1 protein-coding gene is annotated in these 255 nt (G+C 54.9%); it reads right to left on the reverse strand.

What is annotated here, in order from left to right; genetic code table 11:
• Positions 1–255: hypothetical protein (locus tag MRBLSP13_RS22370; protein ID WP_363756710.1), on the reverse strand; the 255-nt coding region annotated here is incomplete at both ends.

The raw sequence follows: 255 nt of genomic DNA on the forward strand, positions 1-255 counted from the left end.
AGGGTGTCTGTGATCTGCTGAGTGAGCAGCTCCATATCCTCACGAAGAGGGCCGAACGTGTCGAGCAGATCAGCTGTCTGAACGAAAAGCGGGACCGCGAGGTGCTGAGTAGGCCAGCAGAAGTAGTCCGCATTGCTCTTTGTCGGGCCAGTGTATGGCTCCGCGAGTGTGATTTGCGTCTGGCTATCTACAGAGGCGATGAAATAGACCACCTTGTCGATGAAGATGGCCCAGCTGTTGTCGATGAAGTCCACA

It is taken from the genome of Sphingobium sp. LSP13-1-1.1 (assembly GCF_040676415.1).
Lineage (GTDB): Bacteria > Pseudomonadota > Alphaproteobacteria > Sphingomonadales > Sphingomonadaceae > Sphingobium.